This is a genomic window from Dehalococcoides mccartyi 195 (assembly GCF_000011905.1).
GTDB lineage: Bacteria > Chloroflexota > Dehalococcoidia > Dehalococcoidales > Dehalococcoidaceae > Dehalococcoides > Dehalococcoides mccartyi.
This window is the reverse complement of sequence record NC_002936.3, coordinates 421528-448183: the sequence shown is the minus strand read 5'-3', so window position 1 is coordinate 448183 and position 26656 is coordinate 421528. Positions and strand designations below refer to the sequence as shown.

The following is a 26656-nucleotide window of genomic DNA, read 5'->3' as shown; positions in this document are numbered from 1 at the left end:
TTCCTTACCCCCTCCGCTTCACAATAAGTTTGTCAGAGTATTTGGCCTTGCGGGTACGATAACCCAGAGCCGGTTTACCCCAGGGGGTTTTCGGCCCGGTCATACCAATAGGACTGCGGCACTCACCACCGCCATGGGGATGGTTGTTAGGTGACATGGCCGAACCTCTGACAGTCGGTCTCCAACCCAGGTGGCGGTTGCGTCCGGCCTTACCTATTTCAAGAGTGCCATGCTCTATATTGCCAATCTGGCCTACGGTAGCAGAGCAGTCACTCCGCACCTTGCGCATTTCACCGGAAGGCAAACGCACCAGAGCATAATCACCCTCTTTAGCCATCAGCTGAGCGGCAGCACCGGCACTGCGTACCATTATGCCGCCACGGCCTTTGATAAGCTCAATATTATGGATAAATGTACCGGTGGGTATAGCACTGAGGGGCAAAGCGTTACCGCTCTTGGGCTCAGCATTCTCACCCGCCATAATTACATCACCAATCTTCAAATCTGAAGGAGCTAAAATATAGCGTTTCTCACCGTCAGTGTAGAAGACCAGAGCTATACGGGCAGTCCGGTTAGGATCATACTCTATAGCCGCTATTCTTCCGGGCACATCCAGCTTATTACGTTTGAAATCTATAACGCGAATCTGTGTTTTGCTACCACCACCCCTATGGCGAACGGTTACGCGCCCCTGATTATTCCGGCCTGAATCATTCTTGACCGAAACCAGCAGCGCTTTTTCCGGCCGGCTCTTGGTAATTTCCTCAAAAGAGGAAACACTGTGATGCCGGCGGCCCGGGGAAGTAGGGCGATATATCTTTATTGCCACTTTATATCAACCACCCTTTCCTTGACTAAACACCCTCAAATAGAGTTATTTTATCACCCTCTTTGAGAGTGATGATGGCTTTACGCAACCCTGCGGTCTGGACCAGATTGCGCCCCATCCGCTTTTGTTTGCCCGGTATGTGAAGCATGTTTACATCTTCAACAGTTACATTAAAAGCCTGTTCCACTGCCAGCTTTACCATACGTTTGTTGGCACCTTTGGCTATTTCAAAAACGTATTTATTCTGGACAGCTTGAACACTGTTCTTTTCAGATATTAACGGCCGGCGCAATACTTCGTATAAATTCATTGTTCTTTCTCCTTAGCGTGAGCGCTGACCCCAGAGTTCTTCAACCTGACGTACCGCTTCTTCAGTCATAACCAGCTGCTTGTTCCTGAGCATATCAGATATATTCAGAAGATTAGCCGGAGTGGTTTTGACTGCCGGTATATTGCGGGCAGACTTTATAAAATTGGTATCAGGATTATCTACCGCTATAAGCGTGGGAGACATTACCTGAAGAGCCGCAAGTATCTTGGCCATATCTCTGGTCTTGGGTTCATCAAAGCTAAGCTGATCAACAACCTTCAGTTCGCCGCTTTCCAGTTTGAAGGACAGCACGCACCTGATGGCCTGACGGCGCATCTTCTTGGGCAAATCCTTGCTGAAGTCCCTGGGGCGGGGGCCAAAGGCTACGCCGCCATGCCGCCTGACGGGTGAGCGGTTGGTACCCATACGGGCATTACCGGTACCCTTCTGGCGATATATCTTGCGGCTTGAACCCTGTACTTCACCTCTGGTCTTGGTGGACTGAGTACCCTGGCGGGCATTCGCCTGCTGGGCTACAAAAGCCTGATGAACCAGAGCTTCATTGAAGGGCACGCCAAAGACGTCTTCGCTGATGCTGATATTCTTAATGATTTCTCCGGATGCGTTATAAACAGGAATTTCCACGTTTATTTACCCGTTTTCTTAATTAATATTATTGTATTCTTGCCGCCGGGGATAGCACCCTTTACCATCAGCAGATTTTTCTCTGCATCAGTTTTGAGCACAACCAGATTGCGGATAGTCACCGCATCATTCCCCATGTGGCCTGCCATGCGCTTGCCCTTATAAATACGGCCGGGAGTGGTGGTGGAGCTGATGGAACCCGGAGCCCGGTGACGGTCAGACTGACCGTGGGTCTTGGGACCACCGGCAAAATGCCAGCGTTTAACTACACCGGCAAAACCACGCCCTCTGGAGACGCCGCTGGCGTCTATCTTTTCGCCGTCCTTAAAGTCACTGACCGTAATCTGGTCACCGACATTAACCGCCGCAATATCATCCACGTCTACTTCGCGCAGCACTTTGAATTCACCGAATCCTCTGCACTGACCTTTGACAGCCGAAGTGATATGCTTGGCCTTGCCGTAACCCAACTGAACAGCCTCATAGCCGTCCTGCTTTTCGGTCTTGACCTGGACCACTACACACGGACCAGCTTCTACCAGAGTGACCGGCTGAGCCTTGCCGTCCTCCTGGAATATCTGGGTCATACCGATTTTTTTACCGATAATACCTTGAATCATATTCGTTCCTAAAGTTTAATATCTATGCTTACGCCAGCCGGGAGGTTCAGGTTGGTCAGGGCGTCAATGGTCTTGGATGTAGTTTCCACTATATCAATAAGACGTTTGTGAGTCCTGATTTCAAACTGCTCCTGTGAATCCTTATCAATGAAGGATGAGCGTATGACGCTGTAACGCTGGATACGGGTAGGCAGAGGAACCGGCCCAGATATGGTAGCCCCTGTCCGTTCCAGAGCCTCTACAATCTGCAGCGCAGACTGGTCAAGTATCTTGTGGTCAAAGCCCTTTAGTTTTATCCTGATTTTTTGTTTAGTCATACAATATCACCCTAACCAGTATACTTATTTCTTGCCGGCAGCTTCAACGACCTGATTGGCCAATTCACCCGGCATTTCACGGTAAGATTCAAACTCCATAGAGAAAGTTGCCCGTCCCTTGGTTACTGACCGAAGGTCAGTAGTATAACCGAAGCTTTCAGCCAGCGGCACATTGCCGGTGATAACCGTAGTCTCCGGGTTAGGCTCAACCGAGATAATCTGGCCGCGGCGTGAGTTAAAGTCACCGATAACATCACCCATGTATTCTTCGGGGGTAACCGCTTCCAGTTTCATAATAGGCTCAAGGAGTATAGGCTTGGCCTTGGCAACAGCGGCTTTGATAGCCATGGAGCCGGCCATTTTAAACGCATTTTCGTTAGAGTCTACATCATGGTAGCTGCCGTCAACAGCGGTTACCTTTACGTCAACCATGGGGTAACCGGCATATACGCCCGTCTCCAGGGTTTCCCTGATACCGGCTTCGGCCGCCATCAGGAAGTTACGGGGTACAGCACCGCCCTTAACATTATCAACGAATTCATAACCGGCACCGCGTTCACGGGGCTCAACCTCAATGGTAACATCGCCATACTGACCGCGGCCGCCGGACTGGCGGACAAACTTGCCCTGAGCCTTGGCATGGGCGGTAATAGCTTCCCGATATGCAACGCGGGGTTTACCCACGCTGGCATTAACCTTGAACTCAGACAGCAAACGGCTGACCAGTACGTCCAGGTGAAGCTCACCCATACCGTATATAACCGTCTGGCCGGTTTCATCATCAAACTTAACCTTGAAAGTAGGATCTTCCTCAGCCAGTTTCTGGAGACCTTCGGTCATTTTATCCTGATCAGAACGGGTCTTAGGCTCAATGGCCAGATTGATAACCGGCTCAGGGAATTTTATGCTTTCAAGCAAGATAGGCGCACTCTGGTCACACAAAGTGTCACCGGTAAAGGTATTGCGCAGGCCTAAACTGGCCACAATTTCGCCCGCATCAGCATATTCTATCTCTTCGCGGTCATTGGCATGCATGCGGATAAGGCGGCCGATACGTTCCCGTTCGCCGCGGGTGCTGTTATACACACCCGAACCGGCTGAAACATTACCGGAATAAATGCGGAAATATACCAAACGTCCCACAAAGGGGTCAGATACAATCTTGAAAGCCAGAGCCGAAAACGGCTCGGTGTCGCTGGCATGGCGTTCCATAGGTTCACCGGTTTTAGGGGCAGTCCCCTTGATAGCCGGGATATCCACAGGAGAAGGAAGATAGTCACAGACCGCATCCAGCAGCCTTTTTACACCCTTGTTACGAAGTGAAGTGCCGCAGAATATGGGGATGGCCTTGTTAGCCAGACATACCCGGCGGATAGCGGCTTTCAGCTTTTCTACCGGCAGTTCTTCACCGGCCAGATAGGCTTCCATAACTTCGTCATCTTCTTCGGCCAGGCGTTCTATCATTGTATTGCGGAATTTTACTGCCCGTTCTTTGTCAGCATCGGGCAAATCAAATGTCTCAGCGGGTTCTTCAGGGCTGTTATCCATACCGTAACACTGGAAGTCAAGCAGGTCACAGCTGCCGCGGAAGGTTTCAGCACAACCAATGGGTATCTGAAGAGGCAGGCACTTAGCCTTGAGGCGCTGGGTAATCATACCCAAAGTACGCTCGTAGTTAGCACCGGTGCGGTCCATCTTATTGATGAAACAAATGCGGGGTACACCGTAGCGGCTGGCCTGACGCCAGACTGTTTCAGACTGGGCTTCAACACCGGCCACACCGTCAAATACCACCACACCGCCGTCAAGCACCCGCAGACTGCGCTCTACTTCTACCGTAAAGTCAACATGTCCGGGAGTGTCAATAACATTCAGGTGATGCCCGTTCCAGTAAGCAGAAGTAGCGACAGAAGTAATGGTAATACCTCTGGCCTTTTCCTGCTCCATCCAGTCCATTACGGTAGTACCATCGTCAATATTGCCGATTTTATGGGTACGTTTGGTAAGGTAAAGGATACGCTCGGTAGTAGTCGTCTTTCCGGCGTCTATGTGGGCAATGATGCCTATATTCCGAACCCTCTCCAGAGGGTATTTCCTGTCGCTCATATTATCTAAAATCTGGCTAACCCGTCAGGGCTATCCAATTCCCCCTATTTTCTCTCTACCACCTGTAATGGACGAAAGCACGGTTGGCCTCGGCCATCTTGTGGGTCTCTTCCCTTTTCTTAACAGCAGCACCCTGCTCGCGTGAGGCTTCCAGCATCTCAGCTGCCAGCCGCTCAGCCATGGACTTGCCGGTCCGTTTGCGGGCAGCTTTGATAATCCAGCGCATAGCCATAGTCTGGGCGCGGTCAGGGCGAACCTCAATAGGCACCTGATAAGTAGCACCGCCTACACGGCGGGGTTTAACCTCAATAAAAGGAGTGGCATTTTTGAGACCCTGCTCAAACACAGCCAAACCTTCTTTATTTTCCTGTTTACCCATTATGTCAATTGCATCATAAACAATCCTCTGGGCGGTGGCCTTCTGGCCGTGCATCATAAGCTTGTTTATAAAATTGGAAAGCATCAGGCTGTTATACCTGGAATCCGGGGCAACTGCTCTTTTAAATTTTCGTGCTCTTCTAGGCATATCTTATCTCCGGTTATTTCTTCTTGGCAGGAGCGGCTTTGCCCTTTTTGGCGCCGTATCTGCTGCGGCCCTGCTGCCGATTTGCCACACCTGCGGTATCAAGGGTACCGCGAATGATGTGATAACGAACACCCGGTAAGTCAGGAACGCGGCCACCACGTATCAGAACCACAGAGTGTTCCTGAAGGTTATGGCCTTCACCGGGGATATATGCGGTAACTTCCATATGGTTGCTCAGCCTTACTCTGGCAATCTTGCGCAAAGCCGAATTCGGCTTTTTGGGGGTAGTGGTCTTTACCTGGGTGCAGACGCCCCTCTTCTGGGGGGAACCGTCACCGAAGGCTACCTTGTTGCGCAGAGAATTGAAACTGTAATGCAGCGCAGGTGCTTTGTACTTCTTGGCCGCACTTGAGCGCCCTTTTCTTACTAGCTGATTAACCGTTGGCATAATGTACCTTCCTGTTAACAATTGCTGTTTTAATAAATTTCCCGTTTTCAATCAATAAGGATGAGCCAGGCCCATCCTTAAAACCCATAAGGCGACCATAACGGATATGGTCAAACCTGAAATCTAACCACAAACAGAAAGTTAGTCTAGCACAGCAATATATGGATGTCAACTCCACCCATCACTGAAAACCCGCTGGTTTAAAGCTGGGGGATATCCCCCGTCTGCCTCAGGGCACTTATCCGCTGCCCGACCGATAACAACCACCAGGAAAAAAGACCCCATATAATAGCACTAAATAGTTTTCTTGACAAACCCTTTTCAGCTATGCTATTGTCATGCAAGTATGTTAAACGTTAAATCCTTTAAGAACTATTATTACTTTACCAAGACAAGTTTGCTTGGGAGATAACGTTTTACTAAAAAATCAATAACCCTCAGTTAGTAAGTTAGAAATCCTCCCAGGCAACGGGAGGATTTTTGATTTATACGGGTATAAAAAGCAAAGGAGAAAGCAAACAATGATTATCATGAAAAAGGATGCCACCCCGGAAGAACTAGAAAACGTAATTGCCGAAGTTCGCCGCTGCGGTCTCAAGACCGACATCTCAAAGGGAGAGTTCCGGACTATTATCGGCCTGATAGGAGATGAAAAATCAATCCCGTTTGCTTACTTTTCCAGCTTGCCCGGCGTCAAGGAAGCCCGTATGGTAGAAACCCCTTACAAGCTTATCAGCCGCGAGTACTCAAACCTGTGGCAGGCTGAGGGGCTGACCCGTGAAATAAAAGTAAAAGATATAACTATCGGCGGGGACGAGCCGGTCTTCATTGCCGGGCCTTGTGCAGTGGAAAGTAAGGAAGCCCTGATGAAGATAGCTGAAGGGGCAAAGATGGCAGGTGCCCAGATACTCAGAGGCGGCGTTTACAAACCCCGTTCATCTGTCCACTCTTTCCAGGGGCTGGGCTCTGCCGGCAAGGATGAAGCCACCGAAGCCCTGTCCTGGCTGAAAGAGGCCGGTGAACGCTTTGAGATGGCGGTAATGACCGAGATACGGGGCGAATCCCAGGCGGATTTGGTTGCCGAATATGTAGATATACTCCAGGTGGGTTCACGCAATATGTATGACCAGGACCTGCTGGCCACAGTGGCCAGAAAAGGCAAACCGGTGATGTACAAACGCCACTTCGGGGCCAGCATGGAAGAATTCCTTTCTTTTGCCGAATATATAGCCGCAGAGGGAAATAAGGATATAATATTATGCGAAAGAGGCATAGTGCCGGTGGGCAAAGGCAAAAACTTCACCCGCTACAACCTGGATTTGGCAGCCGTGCCGGTAGCCCTGAAGGAAACCTATTTGCCCATAATGGTTGACCCCAGCCATGCCACCGGGCGGCGTGACCTGATATACAGCATGAGCTGTGCCGCCATGGCCGCCGGGGCTAACGGACTGATGATTGAGGTACATACCAACCCGGCAGAGGCTCTGGTGGATGCTTCGCAGATGATTACTCCGCCGGAACTGAAAGAGCTTATAAATACCTGCCGCCAGATAAACAAACTGGTGAAAAAACACTAATATATATAAGGAAAGAACCTTGAAAAGTATAGGGCTTAATCTAAGCGGGCGTGAATACAAGATACTCATAGGAAGTGATTTGCTGGCTGAAACAGCAGACCTGCTGAAGCAGGCCATACCCTGTGACCGGGTAGTGGTCATAACCAATATAGATATAAACAGGCTTTACGGCAAAAAGCTGAAAAAGCACCTTGAATCAAAGGGCATAGGCAGCCTGTTTCTGGAACTGCCTGAGGGCGAAATACATAAGTCACTGGATATGGCTTCCCATATATATCCCCAGCTGATAAACCACTTTGCCGAAAGGAATACTCCCATACTGGCTTTGGGCGGCGGGGTCATAGGCGACCTGAGCGGGTTTGTGGCGGCCACCTACCAGCGGGGCGTTCCGCTGGTACACCTGCCTACCAGTTTGCTGTCACAGGTAGATTCCAGTATCGGCGGCAAAGTGGCAGTCAACCACGGCGGAATCAAAAATATTGTGGGCAGTTTTTATCAGCCGAGGCTGGTTATTTCAGATATAAGCTGCCTGAAAACCCTGCCCGAAAAAGAGTTTGCCTGCGGCATGGCGGAAATAATAAAGAGTGCGGCTATTGGCAGCAGTGAACTGTTCAAGCAGCTTGAGACAAACACCCCGGCTATCAAAGACCGCTCTCCGGAGATAATGGAAGATATAATAAGCCAGACTGCCGCCATCAAAGCCGGTATAGTCTGCCAGGACGAAACTGACCGCGGCATCAGAAACATACTGAATTTCGGTCACACTTTGGGGCATGCTTTGGAAAGCACTTCTTCTTTCAGCCAGAGCCACGGGGCAGCGGTAGCTATAGGTATGTGCTTTGCCTCAAGGCTTTCGGTAAAACTGGGTTTATGTGAAAATGAGACTGTACTGCGGCTGGAAAAACTGATAGCTGATTTCGGTCTGCCCACCCGCCCCCAAGATATAGACCCCGAAAAAATTATAGATGCCATGCACCATGATAAAAAGGTATCTGACGGACGTATCCGTTTCATCCTCCTGAAAAGGCCGGGAGAACCTTTGATAGCTGAAAACATTTTGAGGGCAGACGTCATTTCCATACTGGAGGAGATGAAATGAAAAACCCGCCCGTCTGCTGCGTAATCACCCGGCTGCCGGAGGCCGAAAGCCTGAAAAAAAGCGAAGGTGCGGCCTTTTATGAACTAAGGCTGGACCTGCTGGGTGAAAGCTGGCGGGAAGCTGCGGCTATGCTTGATAAACCATTTATGGCCACCTGCCGCAGGTCTGCCGAAGGGGGCAGTTTTAGCGGCAGCGAAGAAGAACGGATAGGGCTGCTTGAAAAAGCCGCCGCAGCCGGTGCATTTATGCTGGATATTGAGTACTCCACCCCCCATCTGGGTGAAGTACTTAAGCGGCTCAGAACGCAATCAAAGTGTCTGGTGTCCCACCATAATTTTGCTGACACTCCCTCCGCCGGTGATTTGAAGACACTGGTAAAGGATATGCTCAACTACCCGGCGGATATATATAAGGTAATTACCACTGCTACCTCAATAAATGATAATATAAAGCTGCTTAATCTGATAAAGGAGATACCGGATAAAAAGATTGTCGCTTTTGCTATGGGGAATCTGGGCATTCTGAGCCGCATACTCTGCCCGCTGGCCGGAAGCCCTTTTACCTACGCCAGCCTGAATGACAGCAATCAGTCAGCATCAGGTCAGATGACCCTGGCGCAGATGATTGAAATCTACCGGTCAGTGAACTATGAAAACCATACCTGATGCATTATTCGGGCTTATTGGTTTCCCGGTAAGTCACTCCGTCTCACCTGCCATGCAGAATGCAGCCTTTAAACACTGCAAGCTGGATTACCTGTATCTGACCATTGCGGCCAAACCTGAGGAACTGCAAAACGTAATTGCCAGCATGGGGCCTTTAAATATACGCGGCTTAAATGTGACCATACCCCATAAAATAGAAGTCATAAAGTATATTGACAGCCTTGACCCGGCCGCCGAAAAGATAGGTGCGGTAAATACCATTGTGAATGAAAACGGCCGGCTGAAGGGGTATAACACCGACTTCGGCGGGTTTGTGCGCTTGCTGGAGCATAACCGTATAGCCCCCGCCAAGCAGCGTTTTACCCTGCTGGGGGCAGGAGGCAGCGCCCATGCTATTGCCCTGGCTGTTTGCAATCTGGGCGGACACCTGACTGTACTTGCCCGCCAGGAGGAAAAAGCCAAAGATTTGGCTGGTAAAATGTGCCTGCGTCTCAGCGGCAAAACCCAGGGGCTGGAACTGAACGATACAAATCTGGAAGAAGCCTTAGCCGATACTGATGTTATCGTGAACTGCACGCCGGTGGGCATGGGAAATCTGGCAGGCCAGAGCCTTGTACCCCCCCGCCTCCTCCGCCCTGACCTGACCGTCATAGATGCTATTTATAATCCCTGCAAAACCCGCCTGCTGGAAGATGCCGAAAAGAGAGGCGCCAGAATAATAAACGGGCTGGAAATGCTGGTCTGGCAGGGGGCTATGTCATTTGAAATCTGGACAAACCAGAAAGCCCCTTTCCGGTTAATGATGAAAGAAGCAGAGCTGGCCTTAGATGAAAATAAAAAATAATATTGCCCTGATAGGCTTTATGGGTGCCGGCAAAAGCAGCGTATCCAAACTGCTTTCTGAAAGGCTGGGTAAAACGCTGGTCAGTACTGATGCCTGCATAGAAACACGCGAAGGCTTAAGCATAATCAGCATATTCAAAGAAAAAGGCGAAGACTATTTCCGCCAGATGGAAAGCCGGGTACTGGAAGACCTCTGCCGGCAATCAGGCCAGATTATAGACTGCGGCGGCGGTATAGTAATGCGCCCCCCTAATCTCAGCCTTATGCGTCTAAACTGTCTGGTAATCTATCTGGAAAGCCGGCCTGAAGATTTGGAGGCCAGGCTGAAAAACCATACCAACCGCCCTTTGTACAATGCCGAACGATTGGATAAAATGTTAAAATTGCTGGAAAGCCGGTTGCCTTTATACCGGGCGGCAGCTAATATTACTATTTCCACCCATAACAAATCATGCCATGAAGTCTGCGAAGAAATAGAAGACAAACTGAGGGAATATGAAAATACGTCTGGATAAAAGCCTGCCCGGCGGAGAAATTGCCGTGCCTTCTTCAAAAAGCTACACCATACGCGGCTTGATAGCGGCTGCCCAGGCAAACGGCCAAAGCCGCATTATAAGCCCGCTGGCTGCAGACGATACCCTGGCAAGCAGACAGGTTCTTTCAGGGCTGGGCATAGATATAAATACTGATGCAGAGGCTGAAAGCTGGCAGCTTACCGGCAATACCTTTAAAAAACCGGCCGGCAACCTCTTCTGCCGCGAATCTGCCGCCACCCTGCGCTTTATGTCAGCTGTATGTGCCAGACTGCCCTTTGAGTGCCGCCTGCTGGCGGGGCATTCCCTTATGAGACGCCCTATGCTGCCCCTTATTCAAGCCCTGCACCAGCTTGGCATAGAAATAGAAACCCGCGGCAATACCACTGTCATCAAGGGCGGTGAAATAACCCGTTCAAAGGTCAGCCTGCCCGGCAATATAAGCTCCCAATATGTTTCGGCCCTTATGCTTATGGCGCCTGCCTGTAAAAGCGGGCTTGAAATTCATCTGGCCACCCCGCCGGCTTCACTGCCCTATTTGAAAATGACCAAACAAACGCTGGAAAGCTTTGGTATAAAAGCCTATACATCTATAGACTGGCAGGAAATAAGTATTCCCCCTCAACCCTACCTGCCTGCCAGATACCGGGTAGAGGGAGACTGGTCTTCGGCCTCCAGCTTTCTGGCACTGGGGGCTATTGCAGCCCCGCTGTTTATATCCAACCTGGATACAGAAAGTTTTCAGGCTGACCGCATAATGATAAAATTCCTCAGTGAGATGGGAGCGGAAGTAGAAAGCGGACAAAACTGGGTAAAGGTAAGCCCCAAACCGCTCACCGCCATACAGGCAGACCTTACCCACTCTATAGACCTGCTGCCCGCTCTGGCCATAACCGCTGCCTGTGCCAAAGGACAAAGTATTTTAAGCGGAGTCCGTCAGGCACGTATTAAAGAATCTAACCGTATCCGGGCGGTAAGCCAGGGGCTAAGCGCCATGGGGATAAACGTTACCGAAGAAGATGACCGCCTGATTATAGAAGGCGGAATGCCCAGAGGCGCGGAGATTGACAGCTTGGGAGACCACCGCATTGCCATGGCTTTCGGCGCACTGGGTGCAGTTACCGGGGAAACCTGTATTTCAGAGGCTGAGTGTGTATCCAAGACTTATCCTGATTTCTGGCAGAAACTGGAAAGCCTCGGCGGAAAGGTAATAAAAGATGTCTAACAGTCTGGGAAAACTGTTTCAGATTACCAGTTTCGGTGAAAGCCACGGAGACTGCGTGGGAGTAGTTATTGACGGCGTGCCGGCAGGCCTGGCCATAAATGTAGATGAAATCCAGGTGGAAGTAGACAAACGTAAATCCAGAGCCAAAGCCCATGCCACCCCCCGCTGCGAAGATGACCGGATAGAAATTTTTTCCGGGATACTCAACAACTTCACCACCGGCGCACCTATCTGCTTGGTTATCTGGAATAAAAATATAGACTCAAGCGAATATGAACGCACCCGCAGCAAAATCAGGCCGGGGCATGCGGATTTTACCGGTTTTGTAAAATACGGCGGGTTCAATGATTTCCGGGGCGGAGGGCGTTTCTCCGGGCGGATTACCGCCGGACACGTTATGGCCGGGGCTATTGCCCGCAAACTTATTTCCACTATCGGTATTGAGGTGATTGGCTATACCGCCGAACTGGGCGGCATAGTGGCTAAACTGCCCAAAACCAAAGATATCCGCCAGAATATCAGCCAGAGTGATGTAAACTGCCCTGACCTTACAGCCACCAAGAAAATGCTGGCACTTATCCAGCAAGCCGCCGAAGAGGGTGACAGTCTGGGCGGGGTGGTAGAGTGCTTAGGGCTTAATCTGCCGGTTGGTCTGGGAGAGCCGGTGTTTGATACTCTGGAAGGCGAACTGGCCAAAGCCATGTTTGCCATTCCGGCGGTAAAAGGGGTGGAATTCGGGGCAGGTTTTGAAGCTTCACGCCTGCGCGGTTCAAAAAACAACGACCCTTTTAGTATTCAGGCTAACCACATACGCACCACCAGCAACAAATGCGGCGGTGTACTGGGCGGAATCTCAGACGGTATGCCGCTTCAGTTCAGGGTAGCCGTAAAACCCACCCCCTCCATATCTTTATCCCAGCCTACCGTAAATATTGATACCATGACCAATACCAGTCTGGAAATACGCGGCCGCCATGATACCTGCATTGTACCCAGGGCAGTTTCCGTAGTGGAAGCTATGACCTGTATAGTGCTGGCTGATCTGGCGCTGAGAGCCGGAATGATACCGAGGGTAATAAAACAATGAACCTTTCAGACCTGCGCAAACAGATAGATGAACTGGATGCCGAGCTGGTCAAGCTGATGGCAAAGAGGCTTGAGGTATCCGACCAGATAGGCAAAGTCAAAGAAGAAACTAACTCCCCTGTTCAGGACCTCTCACGTGAATCAGAGGTTTTAAACAGGGTTCAGTCACTGGCCCGGTCTCTGGGTCTTGACCCGCAGGATATTGAATCCCTGTACCAGGAAATACTGTTTATATCCAAGAAACAGCAGCGGTTCACCGTAGCCTTTCAGGGAGCGGCCGGTGCTTACAGTGAGGAAACTGCCCTGAAAATATTCGGCCCCAACACCCTCGCCCTGCCTTACGAACAGCTGGACGGGGCTTTTGAGGCAGTGGAAAAAGGAATGGCCCGCTTTGCGGTAGTGCCGGTGGAAAACTCACTTGAGGGCTCTATTTCCCGCACCTATGACCTGCTGTTTGATTCTAACCTTATGGTTGCCGCCGAACATGAGCTAAGGGTTTCCCACTGTCTGATAGCCAACCCCGAAACCACTCTGGAAGGGGTAAAAACCATTTATTCCCACCCCCAGGCACTGGGGCAATGCCAGTCATTTTTAAAACACCTGCGGGCAGAGCTGATACCGGCCTACGATACCGCCGGCAGTGTCAAAATGATTAAAGAAAAACACCTTTTAGACGGGGCGGCCATCGCCTCTGAAAGAGCGGCCGTAATTTATAATATGAAAGTGCTGGAACGGGAAATAGAGGATAATATAAACAACTACACCCGTTTCTTCGTCCTTGCCAAGCAGGATTCCGCACCCAGCGGCAATGATAAAACTTCGGTGGTCTTCGCCGTCAAACATGAGGCCGGGGCGCTGTATGACTTCATAAAGGAACTGGCCTCCAGAAAAATAAATATGACCAAGCTGGAATCCCGTCCCACCCGCCTTAAACCCTGGGAGTACAACTTTTACCTGGATATAGAAGGCCACCGCCAGGACGAAAACATTAAACAGGCGCTGGCAAAAGCCGAAGACCATGTTATATTTATGAAAGTGCTTGGGTCTTACCCCAAAATGAAAAAACGAATATGAAAATAGGCATACTGGGCGGCAGCGGCAAGATGGGACAGTGGTTCAGCCGCTTCCTTACGGAAAACGGACATCAGGTTTGGCTTTGGGGGCGAAACCCCTCCAAACTTGCACCCGTAGCCAGCCGCTTAGGCTCTCAGGTGATTACCCAGCCTGACCAGCTGACCGAAATGGACTGTCTGGTGATATCCGTACCTATTGACGCATTTGAAGACACCCTGAAGGAGATTGCCCCGTTTACCAAACCGGAGCAGATGGTTTTTGACCTGTGTTCGGTAAAAGAACGCCCGGTGGAGCTGATGCACCAGTATTTGCCCCACTGCCGCACACTGGGCACCCACCCGGTATTCGGGCCGGGGGCAAAATCACTTAAAGGCTATAACTTTATACTGACACCCACTACCGGGGCAGAAACTGAACTTGCCGAAAAGGTAAAAATCTGGCTGGAAAAACACGGCAGCACTGTCAGCTTAATTAGCCCGGAAGAACATGACCGGCTGATGTCAGTGGTGCTGGGGCTGGCTCATTTTATAGCTATAGTGTCAGCTGATACCCTGCTGGGGCAGAACCTGCCCGGTATAGCCGGTGCCGGCGGCACTACTTTCCGCCTGCTGGACACCCTGACCAAGAGCGTTTTAACCGAAGACCCGAATCTGTATGCCTCACTCCAGGTAAATATGCCAAAGCTGCCGGGGCTGGAAGCCGACTTTATAAAGAGAGCAACCGACTGGGCTGAGCTGGTAAAAAACGGAGACAAAACCGGGTTTGCCCACCGTATGCAAGCCATTAAGGATAAGCTTGCCCAAACAGAGCCCGGGTTTGAAAAAGCCTATCAGGATATGTATCACTTAAAACAGCCCTGATAAATGCACTCCGTACAGAATATGATTTGAACTTTCGGTATTTTATGGTATTCTATATACTTAGTATTTGATTTTGAACCTGCAGGAGCATTATGAAAGTTGGCCCTATAGAAATACTCTTGATAGGCGGCCTGATAGCTATTGTCTGGGCAGTCAGCAAATTCGGCAAGCTAGGCAAAAAGTCAGATACCACTGAAGATGACAAACCCAAGCCGGTGCGGACCGCTCCCAAAGCGCCCCCCCGCAGCCATGTATCATATCGCCTGCAGTACTTGGGTATTATTGTATTATTCATTGGCCTCCTTCTGGGTGCCATTACGTTCCTGCTGGTAAAACAGCTGGCCTACGGAATTGTCTGGGGTGCAGCCATTGCCTGTGTCGGCCTTTTGCTGCTGTTTTTCTCCAGGCGCAGGTAAACTTTCCTCTGTTTGACACCCGCACTTAGGGTTGTTACACTCATTTTGTCTTTACTTAAGGATTTTCTGTTATGTACAAAAAGATTGGCATTATATATCACCCCTTAAACCCGGCTGCCTGTGAGCTGGCTGTCAGGCTGGCCGCCAAGCTGGACTCACTGGGAATTGAAAACTGGTCAGACTCCGCCTGGCAGGCAGACAAGCTGGCCTCCAAAATACAAAACACCCAGCTTATTGTGACTACCGGCGGTGACGGCACTATTTTACGTACCGCCCATGCCATTTTGCCCCACGAGATACCCATTTTAAGTATAAACCTGGGCAAAGTGGGCTTTATGACCGAGCTTTCACCTGAAGATGCCATTTTGGGGCTGGAAAAGGTACTGGCCGGTAATGGCTGGATAGATGAACGCAACCTGCTTGAGGCAGAGTATCTGCCCCACAACTCCGCACCCGCCCGCCAGTTTTTTATTATGAATGACGCTGTAGTAGCCCGCGGGCAGATTGCCCGGGTTATCTGCGTTTCGGTAGATATAAACTCACATCCGTTCACTACCTATAAAGCTGACGGGGCTATTGTTTCCACCGCCACCGGCAGCACCGGCTATTCGTATGCCGCCGGAGGGCCTGTCCTCCAGCCAAACTCAGCTGATATTATTCTTACCCCTATTCTTCCCCACTTGGGGCGAGGCTATAGTCTGGTACTTCCGGCAGACAGTACTATAGATTTAAAGGTAAATACCTGGCACGAAGCCACCCTGAGTATAGACGGCTTTATCAATATGCCGGTATCAAGCGGAGATATCCTTCGTCTCAGGCGAAGTGCAAAGAAGATAAACTTCATAAGGCTGAGGCCGGATAATTATTTCTATAAAGAGCTTGATACCAAACTGAAAGGTAATAACGAAAGTGTATACGATAGATAAAGCCACCATAAAAGACGCCACCACTATTCACAAGCTGGTAAACAATTTTGCCGACCATGGCCAGATGCTGGCCCGCTCTCTGGCTGAAATATATGAAAATCTGCGGGATTTTTATGTAATCCGGGGTGATAACGGTGAGGTAATTGCCTGTGCCGCCCTGCATATCAGCTGGGCAGATTTGGCGGAGGTAAAATCTCTGGCTGTTTCCGAAGAACGCCACCGCCAGGGGCTGGGTGAAATGGTGGTCAAAGCCTGTCTGGAAGATGCCAAATCCCTGCAGATACCCACCGTATTTTGCCTGACCTATAAACCGGCTTTCTTTGCAAAATGCGGCTTCCACCAGGTGGAAAAGAATGCTTTGCCCCACAAAATATGGGGGGAATGCTACCGATGCCCCAAATTCCCCAACTGTGATGAAACTGCTATGATGCTATCCCTAACCGAAGCAAATATTGCCTAAACTCAGGAGACCTGTAACATGGTAGAAAAGATACTTTCAAGCCAGTATATATACTGCGGCAACCTGATTAAAGTCCGCAAAGCGGCGGTGGAACTGCCTTCGGGCAAAGTTGCCCCGCGTGAGCTGGTGGAACATAACCCCTGCGTGGTAGTAATAGCAGAAGATGCGGACGGCAAACTGCTGATGGTAAAACAATACCGTTTGGCCGCTTCCCAAGATATGCTGGAACTGGTGGCAGGCAGCATGGATGCCGGGGAAACACCGGAAGAAAGTGCCAGCCGCGAACTGCGGGAAGAAGCCGGCTATAAACCGCACAAACTCAAGCGGCTGGGCGGATTTTATTCATCACCGGGCTTTCTGACCGAGTATCTGCACGTTCTGGTGGCAAGTGACCTGGAATACGCCCCCCTCACTGCCGAAGATACCGAGGATATAGAGGTTTTCCGCTATACCCCGGCGGAAGTAAAAGCCATGATTGCGGGGGGGCAAATAACAGACTCCAAGACACTGGCCGGGCTGATGCTGTATTTCAGCCGGACTTCTGTCTAACCCAGCTGTCCGCCAAGCTGGCGGCCGCCTAAAAGGTGTAAATGAAGGTGATTAACTACCTGCCCGCCTTCACGCCCGCTGTTAATCACCAGCCGGTAACCGCTTTCGGCAATATCCATCTCACGGGCAAGCTTGCCGGCCAGTAAAATCATTTTACCCGCCAGTTCGGTATCAGCTTCGTCCAGCTCAGTCAGATTGGTAATATGCCTGCGGGGGATAATAAGTATATGCACCGGTGACTGGGGATTTATATCTTTGAAAGCCACCAAATCTTCATCTTTGTAAACTATCTGGGCAGGTATCTCCCCTTTGACAATCTGGCAAAATATACAACTCATATCAGGCCTCCTTAGCCGTGCGGTAAATGGACTGACCAAGAGTAAAAGCGTTGTTCCCCTGAGAGTCAATAGCCACTATAGCCGGAAAATCCTCCACCTTTAGCGCCAGTATAGCTTCCGCCCCAAGTTCAGGGTAAGCCACCATCCGGCTTTCTTTGATACGCTGTGAGAGAAGTGCCCCTGCCCCTCCTATAGATATGAAATAAACCGCCTTTTTGCCTACAATAGCCCGGCTGACCTCAGCCGAACGGTTGCCCTTGCCGATAATAGCCAGCAACCCGGCATCCAGCAGTTCCGGGGTATAGCGGTCCATCCGGCTACTGGTGGTAGGGCCAGCTGAACCTATAACCTCACCCGGTTTGGCAGGCGAAGGCCCCATGTAGTAAACAGTCTGGCCTTTAAGGTCAAAAGGAAGCGGTTTGCCCTGATTAAGAGCTTCCACCAGCCGCTTATGGGCGGCATCACGGGCGGCATATATAACACCGGATATCAGCACCCTATCTCCGGCTTGCAGCTTTTCCAGTTCAGCAGGGTTAAACGGGGAATTCAGTTTTATACCGGATATCACAGCACCACCTCACCATGGCGGGCGCTATGGCACTGCAGGTTTACCGCCACCGGCAAACTGGCAATATGGGTGGGTGCGGCTTCTGCCATCACTCCCAGGGCAGTCACCCTACCGCCTAAGCCAAGCGGACCTATACCCAGGCCATTTACCCGTTTCAGCACCTCGGCTTCCAGAGCCGCCACCTCAGCCTCAGGGCTGGATACGCCCAGCGGCCGAAGCAAAGCCTTTTTAGCCATAAACATGGCCTTTTCGGCAGTTGCCCCTACCCCCAACCCGATAATAATAGGCGGACAGGGACTGCCGCCGGCATTTTCCACTGTTTCCAGCACCGCCTCTATCACCCCTTCATGCCCCACCCCGGGCTTAAGCATGAAAAGGCGGCTCATATTCTCCGCTCCGCTTCCCTTAGCCATAAAACTGAGCTTCAGACGGTCACCGGGAACTATTTCAGTATGAATAACCGCCGGAGTATTGTCTTGGGTATTTACACGTTCGGAAAACGGCTGGGAGACAATAGATTTCCTGAGGTAAGCCTGCTCGTACCCCTGCCTGACACCCAAATTTATAGCATCAACAAGATTGCCATTTATATGCACATCCTGCCCTGCTTCGGCAAAGACAATGGCCGTACCGGTATCCTGACAGAGGGGTATTTTTTTCTCCCCGGCAATACAGGCATTTTCAAGCAAACTCAGAAGTATATCCCGCCCGGCAGGAGACACTTCAGCTTCATATGCTTTATGTAAAGCTGTTAAAATGTCATCACCCAAGCTGGTACTGGTTTTTACAATAAGCTCCGAGAGAGCCGCACTTATTTGGGATGAATCTATCTCCCGCACTTATTTACCCTCTAAATACTCGCTGGCCTTTACAAACAGGTCTCCGGCCTGTTTCATTTTGTAAGCACCATCTTTACCCTCTTCGCGGTTCTGCTCGGTCAGGAGTTTCACGTAATGCCCGCAGGCCTGCTGATAAAGCTGCATGGCTTTTTTATATGAATCCCGTGCATTCTTGACACTTTCAGCTTCGGGTTCGGGCAGGGTATCAAATCTTTCAAGGGAGGGAAGCAAAGTTTCTTCCGCTTCCTTCAAAGCGGCAACTTTCTCTTCCAGATTGCCGTTTATGACCACATCTTCAAGCTTGTAAACCGTATCATCCAGCTCGGTTTTGAGCTTTAAAAAAGCATCCAGAAATTCTTTATCATTACTCACTGCATTGTCTCCTTTAAACTTATTAAAGCGAAAGGGCGGCTATCTGCCCTTTCACTACTTCGGCAGATGCTAAAAGGCGGGCGTTTTCCGTCCCATCCAGCGGCAAGGTGATAATTTCCTGTAGGCCGCCTTTGCCCAGCTTTACCGGCACGCCCAGCACAATATTTTTCAGGCCGTATTCGCCATCCAGCACCGCGGCACAGTTCATAACCTTTCCGCTGCCCGTAAAAATAGCCTCCGCCATGGCAGCTATGGAAGCAGACGGGGCATAAAAAGCGCTGCCGGTTTTAAGGAAAGCCACTATCTCGGCACCGCCGTTGACTGCCCGTTTGGCCAGTTCATCTGCTTTTTCAGCCGAAACCAGTTCGGACAGGGGTTTGCCGCTTACCAGGGTAAAACGGGGCATGACCACCATGCTGCCGCCGTGTTCGCCCATTACGCAGGGCGTAACAGCCGAAGGTTTTACCCCAAGCTCACGGGCTACAAAGGTAGCCAGACGCCCTCCGTCCAGCACGCCTGAAAGACCCACCACCCGTTTCCGGGGCAGGCCTGAAAGTTTCCAGGCCAGATAGGTCATGGTATCCACCGGGTTGGAGACGACCACCAAGGTGGCTTCGGGGGAGTATTTAAGGCAGTTTGAAACCACATCGGTCATAATCTTCTGGTTTATAGCCAGCAGTTCCTCACGGGTCATGCCCGGTTTGCGGGCAATACCGGCGGTTATCACCACTATTTCAGAGCCGGCTGTTTCGGCATAATCATTGCTGCCGGTAATGGTATGGCTGAAACCAAGTACATTGGCAGACTGGGAAATGTCCAGAGCCTTACCCTGGGGAATACCCTCCACCACGTCCAGCATGACCACATCTGCAAAGTCTTTTTCTATAAGGCGCTGGGCAAGTGTTGCCCCCACATTGCCGGCACCTATGACACTAATTTTGGGCATTTATTTTCTTCCTCACCTGTTATCAATTCAGGCAGCTAAGCCTGAGGGTACAATACCCATAAGACTAGCCGCACTTTTATTTCATTTTGGCTATTATGGCGTCTGCCACCTGCGAAGTGCCTACCGCCGCCGCCTGTTTGTCAGGTGAAAGCATATCATAGGTAACACTCTTGCCTTCGGCAATAACAGCTGCAATAGCATTTTCCAGCTTATCAGCGGCCTTTTCCTCTTTCAGGTAGCGAAGCATCAGCACCCCGGAAAGCATCATGGCCATGGGGTTTACCTTATTCATCCCCTTGTACTTGGGGGCAGAGCCATGGGTAGGCTCAAACAGGGCATACTCATCACCGATATTAGCACCCGGTGCAACCCCCAGGCCGCCCACCAACCCGGCACACAAATCAGACAGAATGTCCCCGTACAGATTTGGGCAGACCAGAATATCAAACTGGGAGGGGTTTTTGACCAGCTGCATAGTCATATTGTCTACAATACGGTCTTCAAACTCTATCTCCGGGTATTCCTCGGCCACTTTGCGGCCTATAGCCAGGAAAAGCCCGTCAGAATATTTCATGATATTAGCTTTGTGGACAGCCGTAACCCTTTTGCGTTTGTTGTCCCGGGCATATTTAAAAGCCCAGCGGAATATGCGTTCGGTGCCGAACACGCTGATAGGCTTTATGCTGATACCCGAATCCGCCCGTATTTCAACCTTTTTATTCTCTTTGATAAACTCTATAAGCCTTAGGGCTTCGGGGCTGCCCTTTTCAAACTCAATACCGGCATACAGGTCTTCCATGTTTTCCCGCACGATAACAATATCCACATTGTCATAGCGGGAGGGAACACCGGGATAGGTCTTGCAGGGGCGCAGGCAGGTATAAAGATTAAGAGCCTTGCGCATACCCACATTTACACTTCTAAACCCTGAGCCGACCGGGGTAGTCACCGGCCCTTTGATGGCAACCTTGTTTTTACGAATGGATTCAAGCACCATATCCGGTAGAGGCGTGCCATATTCGGCTACCACATCCGCACCGGCATTTACTATCTCCCAGTTAAACTTTACACCGGTAGCTTCCAGTACCCGGCGGGTTGCCTCAGATATTTCAGGGCCAATCCCGTCACCGGGTATAAGGGTTACGTTATGAGACATCAGAATAAAACTCCTTAAACTTCGTTAAGCTTGAAATCACCGTATTTCTTTATATAGGGCATGACACCTCCCTCATCAAGTATCTTCAGCATGGCGGGGGGTATCTTGCCAAATGTCAGCTCTGCCCCGTTAGTACGGTCATATATTTTGCCGCCCGTAAGGTCTACTTCCAGTTCATCCCCTTCGGCAATTTTATCGGTATCACATATAAGTACGGGCAGACCCAGATTTATGGCGTTGCGGAAGAAAATGCGGGCTACCGACTTTGCCAGTACCGCACTCACCCCGGACATTTTAATAATCAGCGGGGCGTGTTCACGCGAAGAACCCAAGCCGAAGTTGTTGCCGGCTACCACAAAATCACCCGGTTTTACCCTTTGGGCAAAAGTGGGGTCTGCATCTTCCAGCACGTGCTTGGCCAGTTCCGGCAGATTGCTCCGCAGGTGCACCAGACGGCCGGGTGCAATATGGTCAGTGGATATGCTATCACCAAACTTAAAAGCTTTGCCCTTAAGCATTACATTACCTCTCTGGGGTCTGAAATTTCACCCTTGATGGCTGATGCCGCAGCCGTTGCCGCACTTGCCAGATAAATAAACCCTTCGGGGTTGCCCATCCGGCCTTTGAAATTGCGGTTGGCAGTGGAAAGACAGACTTCGCCGTCTCCCAAAACACCCTGATGGACACCCAGACAGGCACCGCAGCCGGGCGGCATAACATTCGCCCCGGCCTGCACCAGTATTTCTATATATCCCAGGCGGATAGCTTCCAGATATACTTTCTGAGAAGCAGGCGTGACTATCAGGCGGGTTTGGGGATGGTGTCTGCGGTTCTTAAATATAGCCGCTGCCACCGCCAAATCATCCAGACGCCCCCCGGTACAGGTACCGATAAACACCTGGTCTAATTTAGTACCTTTCAGCTCGCGGGCAGTAGCGGTATTGTCTACAGTGTGGGGTTTGGCAACCATAGGTTCAAGGGCGGTTGCGTCTATTTCTATCACCCGTTCATACACTGCATCTTCATCAGCCGCCAAAGGCTGGTAGTCAGCCTCACGCCCTACCGAACGCAGGTATTCAAGTGTCTGGCGGTCAGATGGGAAAAGCCCTACTTTAGCCCCGGCCTCAACCGCCATATTGGCGATAGTCAGCCTTTCAGCTATCGTCATATTATTCACCACATTACCGGAGAACTCCAGAGCTTTATAGGTAGCCCCGTCCGCCCCGATAAGCCCGATAAGATACAAAATAAGGTCTTTGGCATAAATCCCGTGCTTAAAACGCCCGCTGACTACTACTTTAATAGTCTCCGGCACCCGGAACCAGGTCTTGCCCAGGGCAAAGGCCACCGCAATATCAGATGACCCCATGCCGGTGGAAAAAGCGCCCAGACCGCCGGCGGTAACCGTATGGGAATCCGCCCCGACAATCACATCACCCGGTCTGGCCAGCTTTTCGGCTACCAGCTGGTGACAGACACCCTCGCCTACATCAAAAATGAGCGCCCCGGTATCCCGGGCAAACTTGCGAAGCAGGATATGGTCTGTTGAAAGCTGTCTTTGGGGGCTGGGTGCGGCATGGTCCAGAAAAAGGGCTGTCCGTGACGGATTAGCCAGTTTGGTAAAGCCGTTGTCCCAAAATTCCCTGACAGTCAGAGGACCGGTGGTATCCTGAACAAAGGCCAGGTCCACCTTGGAGACTACTATGTCTCCGGCGCTGGCATCACTGCCAGACTTCAGGCTGAGTATTTTTTCTGCTAGTGTTTTCCCCATGTTTTGTTTATGCAACCTTCCTTTACAAAGGTATATTCCCGTGTTTCTTAGGAGGATTTGCCAGCACCTTGTTTTCCAGAGAGCGCAGGGCTTTTATTATTTTGCTTCTGGTATCCGCCGGGTCAATTACGTCGTCTATATAGCCCAGCTGAGCCGCCTGATAGGGGTTGGCAAAGTGTTCCCGGTATTCGTCAAGCAGTTTCTGGCGGGTTTCTTCGGGATTAGCTGCCTCAGCTATAGCTTTGCGGGATATGATATTTACCGCCCCTTCCGCCCCCATGACCGCCACTTCACTGGCCGGCCAGGCATAGTTTATATCCCCCCTGAGGTGCTTGCTGCTCATAACAATATACGCACCCCCGTAAGCCTTGCGGGTGATAACCGTTATCTTGGGCACAGTTGCTTCCGCATAAGCATAAATCAGCTTGGCACCGTGCTTGATAATACCGCTGTGCTCCTGGTCTGTACCCGGCATAAAACCCGGCACGTCTACAAAACTTACCAGCGGTATCTCAAATGCATCACAAAAGCGGATAAACCGGGCTGCTTTGAGTGATGCATTTATATCTATAACCCCGGCCATATGCGAAGGCTGCTGGGCGACAATACCCGCAGGCTGCCCGCCCATCCTCACAAAGCCGACTATTATATTCTGGGCAAAATGCTTGTGAACCTCAAAAAACTCCTTCTCGTCCGCTACTTCGGTAATCACTTTTTTCATATCGTAAGCCCGTTTGGGATTATCCGGTATAATATCCCTGAGGTCACGGGTTTTGCGTTCTTCATTATCCTTGTTTTTGCCGCGGGGAGGTTTGTGGCGGTTGCTCTGGGGCAGGAAACCCATCAGCTCCCTTATTTGCTCAAAACACTCCTTTTCATTTTCGCACAGGAAATGGGCTACCCCGCTTTTCTTAGCGTGGATTTCCGCTCCCCCCAGCGCCTCATGGCTGATATCTTCACCGGTGACCGCTTTGATAACATCCGGCCCGGTAATATACATCTGGCTTATGCCCTTAACCGCAAAGATAAAGTCTGTCAGAGCCGGGGCATAAACCGCCCCCCCGGCACTTGGGCCTACCACTACCGATATCTGGGGAATAACCCCGCTGGCAATGGTATTCCTAAGGAGTATATCCCCCACCCCGCTCAGACTGGCAACCCCCTCCTGTATACGGGCACCGCCTGAGTCATTTATGGCAATAAGGGGCGCACCCGCCCTGATAGCCATATCTATAACCTGGGCTACTTTCTGGCCTACCACTTCGGAGATAGAGCCGCCTAGGACAGTAAAATCCTGTGAGTAGGCAAAAACCAGCCGTCCGTTCACCAGACCGCTGCCGGTTACCACCGCATCCCCCGCATTCCGCTGTTTTTCCAGCCCGAAATCACGGCAGCGGTGGGCAGCAAAAGCCCCCAGTTCGTTAAATGTTCCTTTGTCAAAGAGCAAATCTATACGTTCACGGGCAGTTAACTTGCCCCGTTTATGCTGAGCATCTATCTTGGCTTCCCCGCCACCCATTTCCGCCTGTTTTTTAAGACGGTTCAGGTTATCCAGTTGTTCCTGTACAGCCACGCACTTCCTCCACCCAAAACTCCCGTAATGATAACACAGCCCACTACCAAGGGCAACTTAACTCACGTTTGCATTGTACGTAGATACAGGTGCAAACTGCCCTTAAGTACATCTCTATATATCATAAGTATTAGTACTTATTTTTATCAAATCCATTGCTAATCAAGATTTATCTGGGATATAATTTTTTTCAGTAAGGGTAATTTGTGCCGGCCAAGTAAATCTTGCGGAGGTGCATTATGGACAAACCCGTAAACCAGGCATACACCCCCGTACTCTCCCTGTACGAAGCAAAAAAGGAAAACCTTATCCCCATTCTGCTGGCTTTCCAGCGCAAGTTTTCGTATCTTTCCCGTGACATGATGCAATCGGTATCTGTTTACGTAGGCGTACCCGAAAGCTCTGTTTACAATATAGCCACTTTTTACAGCCAGTTCCGGCTGGAACCGCCGGGAATTCACAAGGTGCATGTTTGCCGGGGAACAGCCTGCCACGTAATGGGGGCGGAAAGACTGCTTAGGAATATTGAAAAACGGCTGGGCATCAAAGCCGGCGAGACCACCCCTGATAATGAAATCAGCCTGGATACTATAAACTGTGCCGGTATCTGCGGTCTGGCACCTACCCTGGAGGTAGACGGCAAACTTTATACCCGCCTTGACGGCAGCAGCTTAAACCGCATACTGGGCAAAAAGAAAAAATAGACCTCGCCAAGTGCGCTGACAGCCGTTATAATAAAGCCGTTATGCTTTATACAGGTACGGATATTATTGAAATCCGCCGCATCAAAGCGGCCCAAGCCCGCTGGGGCAAGCGCTTTTTAAACCGCATATTCACCCCGGCCGAACTGTCTTTATGTAAAGACCGTCTGCCTTCACTGGCAGCCCGTTTTGCGGCTAAAGAAGCGGTCATAAAAGCCCTCAGCCTGCCTAAAAACCAAAGCTACTCAGAGATAGAAACCCTGAACCTGCCTGACGGACAGCCGTCAGTAAATCTGTACGGGCAGGCACTGGCAAAAGCCATCACACTTGGTATCAAACAGATATCTGTCAGTCTATCCCACTGCCGCGAATACGCCATTGCAATGGTAGTTGCCCAGGACTGAAAAACCCCCACCTTCCGCCTGACAAATTTTGCTTTTTACATTTTCCCCAAACACTTTATCCCAAATTGTAAAAAGTGCTAGAATGGTAGCAGCTAGACAACAGGAGAGATAATATATGTCCGGACATTCCAAGTGGGCTACCATCAAACACGCCAAGGGTGCGGCTGACGCCAAACGGGGACAGCTGTTTACCAAGCTTTCACGTGAAATCATCTTCGCTGCCAAACAGGGCGGCCCCAGCCCCGAAGGAAATGCCCGCCTCCGCCTGGCTATACAAAAAGCCAAAGACAACCGCATGCCTTCAGACAATATTGAACGGGCTATCAAAAAAGGCTCAGGTGAACTGGAGGGGGCGACAGTTATTGAAATAATTCTGGAAGGTTATGGGCCGGGAGGCGTTGCCGTACTGGTAAACGGTATGAGTGACAACCGCAACCGCACCGTTTCAGATGTCCGCCATATGTTCTCCAAAAGCGGCGGCAGTTTAGCCGAATCCGGGGCAGTATCCTGGATATTTGAAACTAAAGGGGTTATAGGGGTGGAAACGGTGGGGCTTGATACCGATGAACTTTCCTTAAAAGCCATAGATATGGGAGCAGAAGACGTAAATATAGAAGAAGACTATATGGAAATCTATACTGCCATGCCGGATATGGAAAAAGTCCGCCAGCAGCTGGAAGCCCAAGGCGTAACTGTAGATTCAGCCGAAATAAATATGATACCCAAAAATACTGTCAAGCTGGACGAAGAAACCTCTCTGCAGGTTTTAAAGCTGCTGGACAAGCTTGAGGAACTGGATGATGTCCAGACCGTTTCTTCCAATGCAGATTTTGACCCCGAAGTAGTGGAGAAATACCACTCTCAGGCTTAGTTT

General features: G+C 50.5%; 33 protein-coding genes. 16 read left to right on the top strand and 17 right to left on the bottom strand.

Annotation, left to right across the window (positions count from 1 at the left end; translation table 11 throughout):
- Positions 1 to 4: 4 nt before the first annotated feature.
- Genes rplB through rpsL form a run of 8 tightly spaced genes read right to left on the bottom strand, consistent with a single transcriptional unit; the run spans position 5 to position 5801 of the window.
- The gene (gene rplB / locus DET_RS02575) at positions 5 to 829 is read right to left on the bottom strand and encodes a 50S ribosomal protein L2 (RefSeq protein WP_010936254.1); all 825 of its coding nucleotides are present in this window, start codon (positions 827 to 829) and stop codon (positions 5 to 7) included.
- 25 nt (positions 830 to 854) lie between these two features.
- Complete coding sequence (gene rplW / locus DET_RS02570) at positions 855 to 1139, bottom strand: 50S ribosomal protein L23 (protein ID WP_010936253.1); 285 nt, start codon at positions 1137 to 1139, stop codon at positions 855 to 857.
- A gap of 12 nt (positions 1140 to 1151) precedes the next feature.
- A complete protein-coding gene (rplD, locus tag DET_RS02565; protein WP_010936252.1) occupies positions 1152 to 1784 on the bottom strand; it encodes a 50S ribosomal protein L4 in 633 nt (210 codons plus the stop codon).
- Between the two features lie 2 nt (positions 1785 to 1786).
- A complete protein-coding gene (gene rplC, locus DET_RS02560) occupies positions 1787 to 2404 on the bottom strand; it encodes a 50S ribosomal protein L3 (protein WP_010936251.1) in 618 nt (205 codons plus the stop codon).
- A gap of 8 nt (positions 2405 to 2412) precedes the next feature.
- On the bottom strand, positions 2413 to 2721 hold the full coding sequence (gene rpsJ / locus DET_RS02555; RefSeq protein ID WP_010936250.1) for a 30S ribosomal protein S10: 309 nt from the start codon (positions 2719 to 2721) through the stop codon (positions 2413 to 2415).
- Positions 2722 to 2745: 24 nt separating this feature from the next.
- On the bottom strand, positions 2746 to 4827 hold the full coding sequence (gene fusA / locus DET_RS02550) for an elongation factor G (RefSeq protein ID WP_010936249.1): 2082 nt from the start codon (positions 4825 to 4827) through the stop codon (positions 2746 to 2748).
- Between the two features lie 55 nt (positions 4828 to 4882).
- Positions 4883 to 5353 carry a 30S ribosomal protein S7 gene (gene rpsG, locus DET_RS02545; RefSeq protein WP_010936248.1) on the bottom strand — a complete coding sequence of 157 codons (471 nt, stop codon included), beginning with the start codon at positions 5351 to 5353 and terminating at the stop codon, positions 4883 to 4885.
- A 13-nt stretch (positions 5354 to 5366) separates the two neighbouring features.
- Positions 5367 to 5801, bottom strand: coding sequence for a 30S ribosomal protein S12 (gene rpsL, locus DET_RS02540; protein ID WP_010936247.1), 435 nt, complete (start codon positions 5799 to 5801; stop codon positions 5367 to 5369).
- Positions 5802 to 6322: 521 nt separating this feature from the next.
- Between rpsL and aroF the strand changes: the two genes are divergently transcribed.
- From aroF to DET_RS02475, 13 genes are all read left to right on the top strand, one after another.
- On the top strand, positions 6323 to 7378 hold the full coding sequence (aroF, locus tag DET_RS02535) for a 3-deoxy-7-phosphoheptulonate synthase (protein ID WP_010936245.1): 1056 nt from the start codon (positions 6323 to 6325) through the stop codon (positions 7376 to 7378).
- A gap of 19 nt (positions 7379 to 7397) precedes the next feature.
- A complete protein-coding gene (aroB, locus tag DET_RS02530; protein ID WP_010936244.1) occupies positions 7398 to 8477 on the top strand; it encodes a 3-dehydroquinate synthase in 1080 nt (359 codons plus the stop codon).
- Positions 8474 to 9142 (top strand): type I 3-dehydroquinate dehydratase, encoded by a 669-nt coding sequence (gene aroD, locus DET_RS02525; protein ID WP_010936243.1) that lies wholly within the window; start codon positions 8474 to 8476, stop codon positions 9140 to 9142. Before aroB ends, aroD begins: the two co-directional genes overlap by 4 nt.
- The gene (locus tag DET_RS02520; protein ID WP_010936242.1) at positions 9126 to 9986 is read left to right on the top strand and encodes a shikimate dehydrogenase; all 861 of its coding nucleotides are present in this window, start codon (positions 9126 to 9128) and stop codon (positions 9984 to 9986) included. Before aroD ends, DET_RS02520 begins: the two co-directional genes overlap by 17 nt.
- Positions 9970 to 10500, top strand: coding sequence for a shikimate kinase (locus tag DET_RS02515; RefSeq protein ID WP_010936241.1), 531 nt, complete (start codon positions 9970 to 9972; stop codon positions 10498 to 10500). Before DET_RS02520 ends, DET_RS02515 begins: the two co-directional genes overlap by 17 nt.
- Positions 10481 to 11743 carry a 3-phosphoshikimate 1-carboxyvinyltransferase gene (gene aroA / locus DET_RS02510; protein ID WP_010936240.1) on the top strand — a complete coding sequence of 421 codons (1263 nt, stop codon included), beginning with the start codon at positions 10481 to 10483 and terminating at the stop codon, positions 11741 to 11743. The genes DET_RS02515 and aroA overlap by 20 nt, the downstream gene beginning before the upstream one ends.
- The gene (gene aroC, locus DET_RS02505; protein WP_010936239.1) at positions 11736 to 12830 is read left to right on the top strand and encodes a chorismate synthase; all 1095 of its coding nucleotides are present in this window, start codon (positions 11736 to 11738) and stop codon (positions 12828 to 12830) included. Before aroA ends, aroC begins: the two co-directional genes overlap by 8 nt.
- Positions 12827 to 13903, top strand: coding sequence for a prephenate dehydratase (pheA, locus tag DET_RS02500; protein WP_010936238.1), 1077 nt, complete (start codon positions 12827 to 12829; stop codon positions 13901 to 13903). The genes aroC and pheA overlap by 4 nt, the downstream gene beginning before the upstream one ends.
- A complete protein-coding gene (locus DET_RS02495) occupies positions 13900 to 14763 on the top strand; it encodes a prephenate dehydrogenase (protein ID WP_010936237.1) in 864 nt (287 codons plus the stop codon). The genes pheA and DET_RS02495 overlap by 4 nt, the downstream gene beginning before the upstream one ends.
- A 92-nt stretch (positions 14764 to 14855) precedes the next feature.
- Positions 14856 to 15179: a hypothetical protein gene (locus DET_RS02490; RefSeq protein ID WP_010936236.1), complete on the top strand. Its 324-nt coding sequence runs from the start codon at positions 14856 to 14858 to the stop codon at positions 15177 to 15179.
- A gap of 71 nt (positions 15180 to 15250) precedes the next feature.
- Positions 15251 to 16105, top strand: a complete 855-nt coding sequence (locus DET_RS02485; RefSeq protein WP_010936235.1) for an NAD(+)/NADH kinase — start codon at positions 15251 to 15253, stop codon at positions 16103 to 16105.
- A complete protein-coding gene (locus DET_RS02480) occupies positions 16089 to 16565 on the top strand; it encodes an N-acetyltransferase (RefSeq protein WP_010936234.1) in 477 nt (158 codons plus the stop codon). The genes DET_RS02485 and DET_RS02480 overlap by 17 nt, the downstream gene beginning before the upstream one ends.
- Positions 16566 to 16583: 18 nt before the next feature.
- A complete protein-coding gene (locus DET_RS02475) occupies positions 16584 to 17114 on the top strand; it encodes an NUDIX hydrolase (RefSeq protein WP_010936233.1) in 531 nt (176 codons plus the stop codon).
- On the opposite strand, the gene DET_RS02470 is transcribed toward DET_RS02475, so the two are convergent.
- The 9 genes from DET_RS02470 to DET_RS02430 form a co-directional block, all read right to left on the bottom strand.
- Positions 17111 to 17452, bottom strand: a complete 342-nt coding sequence (locus DET_RS02470; protein WP_010936232.1) for a histidine triad nucleotide-binding protein — start codon at positions 17450 to 17452, stop codon at positions 17111 to 17113. The genes DET_RS02475 and DET_RS02470 overlap by 4 nt on opposite strands.
- A gap of 1 nt (position 17453) precedes the next feature.
- Positions 17454 to 18017 carry a Fe-S-containing hydro-lyase gene (locus DET_RS02465; RefSeq protein WP_044026239.1) on the bottom strand — a complete coding sequence of 188 codons (564 nt, stop codon included), beginning with the start codon at positions 18015 to 18017 and terminating at the stop codon, positions 17454 to 17456.
- Positions 18017 to 18859, bottom strand: a complete 843-nt coding sequence (locus DET_RS02460) for a fumarate hydratase (protein WP_010936230.1) — start codon at positions 18857 to 18859, stop codon at positions 18017 to 18019. Before DET_RS02460 ends, DET_RS02465 begins: the two co-directional genes overlap by 1 nt.
- Positions 18860 to 19231, bottom strand: coding sequence for a hypothetical protein (locus DET_RS02455; RefSeq protein WP_010936229.1), 372 nt, complete (start codon positions 19229 to 19231; stop codon positions 18860 to 18862).
- A gap of 22 nt (positions 19232 to 19253) precedes the next feature.
- Entirely contained in the window at positions 19254 to 20177 is a 924-nt protein-coding gene (gene mdh, locus DET_RS02450) for a malate dehydrogenase (RefSeq protein WP_010936228.1), read from the bottom strand.
- 76 nt (positions 20178 to 20253) lie between these two features.
- Positions 20254 to 21333 carry an isocitrate/isopropylmalate dehydrogenase family protein gene (locus tag DET_RS02445; RefSeq protein WP_010936227.1) on the bottom strand — a complete coding sequence of 360 codons (1080 nt, stop codon included), beginning with the start codon at positions 21331 to 21333 and terminating at the stop codon, positions 20254 to 20256.
- A gap of 14 nt (positions 21334 to 21347) precedes the next feature.
- Positions 21348 to 21851 (bottom strand): 3-isopropylmalate dehydratase small subunit, encoded by a 504-nt coding sequence (locus DET_RS02440; protein ID WP_010936226.1) that lies wholly within the window; start codon positions 21849 to 21851, stop codon positions 21348 to 21350.
- Positions 21851 to 23104 carry a 3-isopropylmalate dehydratase large subunit gene (locus DET_RS02435; protein ID WP_010936225.1) on the bottom strand — a complete coding sequence of 418 codons (1254 nt, stop codon included), beginning with the start codon at positions 23102 to 23104 and terminating at the stop codon, positions 21851 to 21853. The genes DET_RS02440 and DET_RS02435 overlap by 1 nt, the downstream gene beginning before the upstream one ends.
- A 22-nt stretch (positions 23105 to 23126) precedes the next feature.
- Positions 23127 to 24677, bottom strand: a complete 1551-nt coding sequence (locus tag DET_RS02430; protein WP_010936224.1) for an acyl-CoA carboxylase subunit beta — start codon at positions 24675 to 24677, stop codon at positions 23127 to 23129.
- Between the two features lie 239 nt (positions 24678 to 24916).
- On the opposite strand from DET_RS02430, the gene DET_RS02425 reads away from it, so the two are divergent.
- The 3 genes from DET_RS02425 to DET_RS02415 all read left to right on the top strand — a co-directional run bounded on the left by DET_RS02425 (position 24917) and on the right by DET_RS02415 (position 26653).
- Positions 24917 to 25381 (top strand): complex I 24 kDa subunit family protein, encoded by a 465-nt coding sequence (locus tag DET_RS02425; RefSeq protein WP_010936223.1) that lies wholly within the window; start codon positions 24917 to 24919, stop codon positions 25379 to 25381.
- 41 nt (positions 25382 to 25422) lie between these two features.
- Entirely contained in the window at positions 25423 to 25782 is a 360-nt protein-coding gene (gene acpS, locus DET_RS02420; RefSeq protein ID WP_010936222.1) for a holo-ACP synthase, read from the top strand.
- A gap of 115 nt (positions 25783 to 25897) precedes the next feature.
- Positions 25898 to 26653: a YebC/PmpR family DNA-binding transcriptional regulator gene (locus tag DET_RS02415; RefSeq protein ID WP_010936221.1), complete on the top strand. Its 756-nt coding sequence runs from the start codon at positions 25898 to 25900 to the stop codon at positions 26651 to 26653.
- Positions 26654 to 26656: the final 3 nt, after the last annotated feature.

Bases quoted from the DNA above. Each gene is read 5' to 3' on its own strand.
- DET_RS02475 (WP_010936233.1), top strand. From the start codon at position 16,584: ATGGTAGAAAAGATACTTTCAAGCCAGTATATATACTGCGGCAACCTG.
- DET_RS02520 (WP_010936242.1), top strand. From the start codon at position 9,126: ATGAAAACCATACCTGATGCATTATTCGGGCTTATTGGTTTCCCGGTA.
- DET_RS02485 (WP_010936235.1), top strand. From the start codon at position 15,251: ATGTACAAAAAGATTGGCATTATATATCACCCCTTAAACCCGGCTGCC.
- fusA (WP_010936249.1), bottom strand. From the start codon at position 4,827: ATGAGCGACAGGAAATACCCTCTGGAGAGGGTTCGGAATATAGGCATC.
- rplC (WP_010936251.1), bottom strand. From the start codon at position 2,404: ATGATTCAAGGTATTATCGGTAAAAAAATCGGTATGACCCAGATATTC.
- acpS (WP_010936222.1), top strand. From the start codon at position 25,423: ATGCTTTATACAGGTACGGATATTATTGAAATCCGCCGCATCAAAGCG.
- DET_RS02415 (WP_010936221.1), top strand. From the start codon at position 25,898: ATGTCCGGACATTCCAAGTGGGCTACCATCAAACACGCCAAGGGTGCG.
- aroC (WP_010936239.1), top strand. From the start codon at position 11,736: ATGTCTAACAGTCTGGGAAAACTGTTTCAGATTACCAGTTTCGGTGAA.
- pheA (WP_010936238.1), top strand. From the start codon at position 12,827: ATGAACCTTTCAGACCTGCGCAAACAGATAGATGAACTGGATGCCGAG.
- DET_RS02470 (WP_010936232.1), bottom strand. From the start codon at position 17,452: ATGAGTTGTATATTTTGCCAGATTGTCAAAGGGGAGATACCTGCCCAG.
- mdh (WP_010936228.1), bottom strand. From the start codon at position 20,177: ATGCCCAAAATTAGTGTCATAGGTGCCGGCAATGTGGGGGCAACACTT.
- rpsL (WP_010936247.1), bottom strand. From the start codon at position 5,801: ATGCCAACGGTTAATCAGCTAGTAAGAAAAGGGCGCTCAAGTGCGGCC.
- aroD (WP_010936243.1), top strand. From the start codon at position 8,474: ATGAAAAACCCGCCCGTCTGCTGCGTAATCACCCGGCTGCCGGAGGCC.
- aroA (WP_010936240.1), top strand. From the start codon at position 10,481: ATGAAAATACGTCTGGATAAAAGCCTGCCCGGCGGAGAAATTGCCGTG.
- DET_RS02490 (WP_010936236.1), top strand. From the start codon at position 14,856: ATGAAAGTTGGCCCTATAGAAATACTCTTGATAGGCGGCCTGATAGCT.
- DET_RS02440 (WP_010936226.1), bottom strand. From the start codon at position 21,851: ATGCTTAAGGGCAAAGCTTTTAAGTTTGGTGATAGCATATCCACTGAC.
- rpsJ (WP_010936250.1), bottom strand. From the start codon at position 2,721: ATGACTAAACAAAAAATCAGGATAAAACTAAAGGGCTTTGACCACAAG.
- DET_RS02425 (WP_010936223.1), top strand. From the start codon at position 24,917: ATGGACAAACCCGTAAACCAGGCATACACCCCCGTACTCTCCCTGTAC.
- rpsG (WP_010936248.1), bottom strand. From the start codon at position 5,353: ATGCCTAGAAGAGCACGAAAATTTAAAAGAGCAGTTGCCCCGGATTCC.
- rplW (WP_010936253.1), bottom strand. From the start codon at position 1,139: ATGAATTTATACGAAGTATTGCGCCGGCCGTTAATATCTGAAAAGAAC.
- DET_RS02445 (WP_010936227.1), bottom strand. From the start codon at position 21,333: ATGTCTCATAACGTAACCCTTATACCCGGTGACGGGATTGGCCCTGAA.
- DET_RS02495 (WP_010936237.1), top strand. From the start codon at position 13,900: ATGAAAATAGGCATACTGGGCGGCAGCGGCAAGATGGGACAGTGGTTC.
- DET_RS02435 (WP_010936225.1), bottom strand. From the start codon at position 23,104: ATGGGGAAAACACTAGCAGAAAAAATACTCAGCCTGAAGTCTGGCAGT.
- aroF (WP_010936245.1), top strand. From the start codon at position 6,323: ATGATTATCATGAAAAAGGATGCCACCCCGGAAGAACTAGAAAACGTA.
- DET_RS02515 (WP_010936241.1), top strand. From the start codon at position 9,970: ATGAAAATAAAAAATAATATTGCCCTGATAGGCTTTATGGGTGCCGGC.